Genomic DNA, 5,957 nt, shown 5'->3' with positions numbered 1-5,957 from the left:
CGAGGGTTTCTTTGGGCGACTGAAGACCGAGCTGTTTTACCCTCGGAACTGGCACTCTACAACCATAGAACAGTTCATTGAAGTAGTAGACTCCTACATCCGGTGGTATAACGAAAAGCGCATCAAGATATCCCTTGGCTCACTCAGTCCCCTCGAATACCGGAAGAGCCTCGGATTTACGGCATAAACCAGTCCAAGATTTACGTCGCACCCCCGATGGGGAGTATCTACCCGACGCTGACAGCGCGCAAAGAAGCCCTCACAGCGGGTGGCGATAAGCCACTGTGCGACCGGACCGAACCAAGTCTGGAGCTGGGACATAACTTGGTTGCCCGCTGCAGTAAAAGGACAGTACTTTTTCTGGTACATGGTGCTCGACGTGTTCAGCCGCAAGATTGTAGGGCATGAAGTGCACGTGGCGGAGTCGAGCGAACTGGCTGCGCTGCTCATGCGCAAAGCCAGTCTCTCCGAAGGGTTGGCCGGCCGTCCATTGGTGCTGCACTCGGATAACGGTAGCGCGATGAAAGGCGCCACCATGCTGGCGACCGTGGGGCATCCGGGGGGTGGCCGCTTCGTTTAGCCGACCACGGGTCTCCAATGACAATGCGTATGCGGAGTCGTTGTTCCGCACGTGCAAGTACCGGCCCGATTACCCGAAGAAGCCGTTTGGCAGCCTGCAAGAAGCACAGGCATGGACGCTTGAGTTTGTGCGTAAGCGCCCCGCGAACTCACCTTGTCATGGATGTGACGTATAAGGATGATCGTGTCCACCTCATTTGAAGTGGACACCTTATGACAGAAACGACACCTACCACACCCCGCCGGCGTCGGCATGACCCAGCGCTGAAGGCACAGATCCTGGCAGAATGCGAACGCCCAGGTGCTTCCATTGCCGCCGTGGCCATGGCACACGGCATCAACGCCAATCTTGTGCACAAGTGGCGAGGCCGGGCAATGCAACGCCAACGCAATGCCGTTGCAGCACCTGCGTCGTCCTTCGTTCCCGTTCCCATGCCTACCGCTGGCCTTGCGCCTGCCACCAGCGCACTACGCATTGAACTGCACCGTGGTTCGATGACAGCCAGTGTCAGTTGGCCACTGTCAGCTGTCACAGAGTGCGCGGCATGGCTGCGCGAGGTCCTGCGGTGATCCGCATCGACGCCATCTGGTTGGCTGCCGAGCCATTGGACATGCGGACCGGCACTGATACCGCGTTGGCCCGCGTAGTCAAGGTGTTCGGTGCCGCGCGCCCGCACCATGCCTATCTGTTTGCCAACAAGAGTGGCACGCGAATGAAGGTGCTGGTCTATGACGGCTTGGGGATCTGGCTTGCCGCCCGCCGGCTCAACCGCGGCCGCTTCATCTGGAGCGATAGCGGCTCGACTGCCACCGTAGCGCTCAACGCCGACCAGCTGCAGGCGCTGGCCACCGGCCTGCCATGGAAGACGTTGACAGCTGATCACGTCATTGCAGTAGTCTGATGCCTATTACGTATACTGTTTCTGTTCCATAACGGGAGTTGTTCTGGCACACTGCCGCGCATGACTTCTGCACTCGACCTGTCCACTCTCGGCGCCGACGAACTGCGCCAGCTTGCCAGCCGGCTGCTGGAGGAGATGCGTGGCAAGCAGGCCCTGATCGACAAGCTTACGCACGAGATGGCCATCCTCAAGCGGCTCAAGTTCGCCGCTTCCAGCGAAGCCTATACCGGTGAGCAGCAGCGCGTACTGTTCGAGACGCTCGACACCGACATCGAGGCGCTCGCAGCCGAGATCGAGCAACTCAACCCGACCAAGTCGGCCGCCGATGAGGGCAGGAAGCAGCAACCCAAGCGTGCGCCATTGCCAGCGTCCTTGCCGCGCAAGGAAGTACGCCACGATCCTGACTCCACTACCTGCTCTTGCGGCTGCCAGTTGCAGCGCATCGGCGAAGACGTGGCCGAGAAGCTCGACTACCAGCCAGGTGTCTTTACAGTAGAGCGGCATGTCCGCGGCAAGTGGGCGTGTCGTCAATGTGAGACGCTGGTGCAGGCGCCGGTACCGCCGCAGATCATTGACAAGGGCATCCCGACCGCGGGTCTGCTGGCCCATGTTCTGGTTGCCAAATATATCGATCACCTGCCGTTATATCGGCAAAGCGGCATCTACGGCCGTGCTGGATTCGCCATCCCCGATTCAACGCTGGCGCAGTGGGTAGGCGTGTGCGGCGTGCAGTTGCAGCCGCTGGTCGATGCGCTGTGCCAGGAACTGCTGGCACAGCGTGTCTTGCATGCCGACGAGACGCCGGTGGCGATGCTCAAACCAGGCAACGGCAAGACGCATCGTGCCTACCTGTGGAGCTACTGCAGCACGGCGATGAATGACATGAAGGCGGTGGTGTTCGACTTCGCCGAATCCCGTGCCGGTCGGCATACCGGAGAATTCCTTGGCGATTGGCGCGGCACACTGATCTGTGACGACTTCAGCGGCTACAAGCACTTGTTCAAGCAAGGCATCATCGAAGCCGGATGCATGGCACATGCACGCCGCAAGTTCCATGAGCTCTATGCCAACCACAAGAGCCAGATCGCCGAAGAAGCGTTGAAGCTGTTCGGTACACTGTACGATATTGAGCGGCAGGTGCAACATCTGGATGCCGAAAGTCGGCAGGAAGTACGAAATCGACTCGCCAGACCGGCAGCCGATACGCTGCATGCCTGGTTACAGGCGCAGCGCCAGCGAGTCCCGGATGGCAGCGCGACTGCTAAGGCCATCAATTACAGTTTGGACCGTTGGGGACCGCTGACGCGGTACCTGGACGACGGCGCTGTGCCAATCGACAACAACTGGGTGGAAAACCAGATCCGCCCGATTGCCATTGGCAAGAAGAATTGGCTGTTCGCCGGCAGTCTACGAGCGGGGCAGCGCGCTGCTGCGGTGATGACGCTATTGCACTCTGCGCGGCTGAACGGCCATGATGTACATGCCTACATGAAGGACATCCTTGAGCGTTTGCCGACCCTGCCGGCCAGCCGTGTCACTGAACTCCTTCCCCACCGCTGGACACCCGCCTAACCCATCTACTCGTGGCTCGGCCTCTCGTCAACGTGGGATGGCTGGGCGCTTACGTTTGTGCGCTGGTACAACCAGGAACACAAGCATAGCGGTCTGAGATTCGTGACACCTGCCCAGCGTCATTCCGGTCACGCACCGGTGATTCTGCACAACCGTGAGACGCTGTATGCCGCTGCCAAACGTAGCAATCCGAAGCGGTGGTCAGGGAAGACAAGAAACTGGAGACTGGAGAACGAGGTCTGGCTCCATCCAGAGCGAAATCACGCCGTACATCTAAAGCAAGCAGCTTGAGGTGACACGACAACTACGTTGACAAACACCGCCAAGGGCTCGACAAACATCCATGCCCGCTCTTGCGCAGTGAGTTGCAGCACATATTTCCGGTTCATCACAGTCTCCTGCAGGGCCAATCCTCTTGGACCGCTTTAAAACCGAAAAGTGAGCCGTGTCAGCCTACTAGGTCAAGACGTTTGCGTGCATTGCTAACTAATGAACAAGGTTATGCACTCAGAGCGGCCAAGATGGGACGGCTGAAAGTGGGTCTACTGCACCGCTGCCAAAACTTGCCTTGGGCTAGCGTGTTGTATAAATAAATACAACATTTAAGATTGCAACATGGATACAGCCCAGGTAATGCTGCTTTCAAATGCAAGCTCTATTGTTTCTCGTGACGATTCCCTAACTATCAAAAAATCATTAACTTCCTTGCCCACGGTACAGTTCATAGGAATATTTCCTATACAAAATCGTTGCAATTCATTCATTTGATTTGCAGTTATGCAATATTTAATAATAATATTTCTTCTGGGCAGACCAATCGTTTCAGAGTAACGATATGAGCGCATGTCAACGCGTTCAACATTTGCTTCAGTCGCTAAACATAATTTCTAGAAACATTTCGTCATACAAAAGTTGGCGTATTTCACTTCTGCGTTGAACTATTGCAGGTATTCAACAGTCCCAATAATTCCTGTTGGAAAGACCGGGTATCCCGGTTCAACTGTTTTTTGGGAATTGCCTCATGTTTAACGTCTTAGACGATCGCACGTTTGTACGAAAATTGTCCTCTCTCGCTGGTGCCACACTTTTATTAGCTTCATGCGGAGGAGGGTCTGGAGACGCCACAAATTCTTCAACAGAAACGTCACAAAGTAGCGACGCTGCCGATACCAGTCTGACTGCGGGTAGGTCTTATGTTAAGCGTTCCTCGTCCATTCCAAGCACGCCTACCACGACCGGGACGTCAACGACACCTACCGCAAGCACACCTGTAACCTGGACCCGGTGTGCAGCTGAAGTCTGGCCAACACCAGCGACTCCTCCACTGTGTTCATTCACTGGCACCCGCCAAGTACGCTATGGCGCAAACGGAGCATTCAATTACAAAACTTCAACAACATCAATAGCGTGTGATAACGCGACATTTGGTGATCCGGCACCGAATATGCCGAAGTATTGTGAATATTCGAGTGAAACGACGACATCGTCGAGCCCTGCCCCAACGTCTCCGACAGTCGCTGGCTTGTATACAGATGCCGTTTTCTCACCGACGAGTTTTTGGTACACCCCCATTCCCGCTAACGCCCCACTGCATGCAAACTCGGCCAACTACGTGTCCGAATTTTTGCGGCAAAAGAACGCTTATTATAAAACGGTCAATATCAATACGACCAGTTATTCGAGTCCAGTTTACATTGCCGACTCGACAACGCCGACCGTCCAGGTTGGCTTTTGGGATTGCCAGAATAAAGGTTACAACGAACCGGGTCTGACTGCGCAATGGACTGCAGTACCGATTCCTGCGCATGCGGTTCCAGCTGATGGGACCGATAGTGAAATGACAATTTATCAACCATCAACCAATACCATCTGGGAATTCTGGGTGACCCGGAAGGTGAATGGCCAGTGGCAAGCATGCTGGGGTGGTCAAATGAAAAACACGTCGACAAGTGCAGGCATTTGGACTAACCCGTATGGCACGACTGCGACAGGTTTGCCATTCATCGGAGGACAGGTGACGGCAGAAGAATTGAATCGGGGTGAAATACGCCATGCCATCGGCATTTCGCTGGTCGATCTAGAAGGCCACTGGGCATTTTCATGGCCGGCCAATCGCTCAGATGGATATAACCCTCAAGGAGCTGCCAACCGGATTCCTGAAGGCACACGCTTCCGCTTGAATCCCAACATTAATGTTGATGCGTTAAACATCCATCCAGTGGCCAAGACGATTGCCAAGGCCGCGCAAAAATATGGCTTCGTAGTATGGGATAAGGCGGGTGCAATTTCCATTCGTGTACAAAACTCGAAATCGTACACAGCGCTTGGTAAAGCTGATCCTTACCCCGCTCTCTTCAATGGTACCGCCTCGTATGCCGTACTTGATGGTTTTCCTTGGGATCAATTGCAGTTTTTGCCGATGAATTACGGTAAACCTTAATGCTTGCATTACTCAGCGTAGTTTGGCTAGGCCAATACAACTCGCTGCCTATGCATTGATGTTGATCGTGAACAACAAGTACGTTCCCTAGTCAGGAGACTGACTATCACGTTATCGCACATTGCAACAACGCCAGAGGCGGCTGACAAAAGGAAATGTCGGCCGCCTTAATGCGGAATATATTAGGTTGGTGTTCTGCGTTCTTGACCACTGACGGGTCAGTGATGCAGCGTTGCATAGAGTGCTGACGCTTCTGTCAGGAGTTAATGTCAATTGTTGTGGATGACACTGTCGGGTCAAGCGGCGATTTTCTTGGCGTCTTCCGGCACTCCGTCTTTGTCAGCGTCGGGTAGATACTCCTCATTTTGGAGGTACGGACAGAACTTGGACTACTTGAAGGTAGTTCATGTACTCATACGAAGACCGCATTCGGGCGGTAAAACTGTATATAAAGCTCGGGAAAC

The 5,957-nt window shown here is 54.6% G+C and carries 5 protein-coding genes and 2 pseudogenes; all 7 read left to right on the top strand.

All coding sequences use genetic code 11. The annotated features are described in order from the left end of the window. A partial coding sequence (locus IGW03_RS37080) for an IS3 family transposase (RefSeq protein ID WP_194727389.1) occupies positions 1-187 on the top strand: 187 nt, incomplete at its 5' end. Positions 188-286: 99 nt separating this feature from the next. Continuing rightward, positions 287-707 (top strand): annotated as a pseudogene (locus IGW03_RS38610) (transposase); the annotation flags it as partial. Positions 708-792: 85 nt separating this feature from the next. Next, on the top strand, positions 793-1,149 hold the full coding sequence (gene tnpA, locus IGW03_RS37065) for an IS66-like element accessory protein TnpA (RefSeq protein ID WP_194727386.1): 357 nt from the start codon (positions 793-795) through the stop codon (positions 1,147-1,149). Then, the gene (gene tnpB, locus IGW03_RS37060) at positions 1,125-1,481 is read left to right on the top strand and encodes an IS66 family insertion sequence element accessory protein TnpB (protein ID WP_194727385.1); all 357 of its coding nucleotides are present in this window, start codon (positions 1,125-1,127) and stop codon (positions 1,479-1,481) included. Before tnpA ends, tnpB begins: the two co-directional genes overlap by 25 nt. Before the next feature lie 60 nt (positions 1,482-1,541). Beyond that, a complete protein-coding gene (gene tnpC / locus IGW03_RS37055) occupies positions 1,542-3,053 on the top strand; it encodes an IS66 family transposase (protein WP_194727384.1) in 1,512 nt (503 codons plus the stop codon). 42 nt (positions 3,054-3,095) lie between these two features. Further along, a pseudogene (locus tag IGW03_RS38820) lies at positions 3,096-3,344 on the top strand (IS3-like element ISGur5 family transposase); the annotation flags it as partial. Positions 3,345-4,665: 1,321 nt separating this feature from the next. Further along, a complete protein-coding gene (locus IGW03_RS37050; protein ID WP_228536345.1) occupies positions 4,666-5,493 on the top strand; it encodes a hypothetical protein in 828 nt (275 codons plus the stop codon). Positions 5,494-5,957: the final 464 nt, after the last annotated feature.

Origin of the sequence: Noviherbaspirillum malthae (assembly GCF_015352985.1) — a bacterium.
Lineage (GTDB): Bacteria > Pseudomonadota > Gammaproteobacteria > Burkholderiales > Burkholderiaceae_D > Noviherbaspirillum > Noviherbaspirillum malthae.
This window is presented reverse-complemented; position numbering and strand designations above follow the sequence as displayed.

Coding starts and splice junctions, on each gene's coding strand:
- tnpA (WP_194727386.1), top strand. CDS start 793: ATGACAGAAACGACACCTACCACACCCCGCCGGCGTCGGCATGACCCA.
- tnpB (WP_194727385.1), top strand. CDS start 1,125: ATGGCTGCGCGAGGTCCTGCGGTGATCCGCATCGACGCCATCTGGTTG.
- tnpC (WP_194727384.1), top strand. CDS start 1,542: ATGACTTCTGCACTCGACCTGTCCACTCTCGGCGCCGACGAACTGCGC.